The 673-nt window shown below is 63.4% G+C and carries 1 protein-coding gene; it reads right to left on the bottom strand.

All coding sequences use genetic code 11. The features are described from left to right. Nucleotides 1-673: NaeI family type II restriction endonuclease (locus ABD323_RS43175; protein ID WP_344447501.1), on the bottom strand; the 673-nt coding region annotated here is incomplete at both ends.

Consider the following 673-nt stretch of genomic DNA (forward strand, 5'->3'; position numbering starts at 1 on the left):
AGGATGATGATGCCCTCGGTCCGCAGCTTGGGACGTGCCCGGCTCTTGCTGCCTTCCCTGACCCTGGCCATGTAGTCGACCTGCTGGGCGGGGGTGCGCACCACTCCCCGGCCGATGCGCCTGTCGTGCACCAGTCGGAAGAGCTGGTTCAGCCGGGCCTGGCCCTTGCCTGTGCCCGGGATGAGGATCCGGGCCCGGACGTCGCTGTCCAGGTGGAGCAGGACGTTCTCCGGGAGCTCGGCGTCTCGCCACAACCAGACAATCTGGTCCCGGTGCTCTGCTTTGATCGTGAGCTTGAGATCACGGTTGGATCCGGAGTTGAGGATCTCTTCGCGTATCCGGACCAGCCCAGCACTCCAACGACTCCGGTCATCGTCTGCGGAGACCACCAGGCAGATATGGCCAACCGCCTCCGGCGGGATCATCCATGCCCCGAACTTCTGAGAGTACTTGCAGTCCACGTCGATGCCTGCGATCTGATAGTCCATCAACTGGCCGTCAGCGAAGCGGAACTCTCGTTGGAGGTTGATCTCGACCATGGTTCCAGCGTGGGTCTTCTCCGTCTTGAAGAGCTCCGCCCAGGCGTAGCGGCCAGTGACCTCACCATTGAGCAGCTGGTCAATCGTGTTGCGCAGGAACGCCGGGGACCGCACGCCCGGCGGATCCAGAAGGT

This window comes from Kitasatospora nipponensis, assembly GCF_039528135.1.
GTDB classification, from domain to species: Bacteria; Actinomycetota; Actinomycetes; order Streptomycetales; family Streptomycetaceae; genus Kitasatospora; species Kitasatospora nipponensis.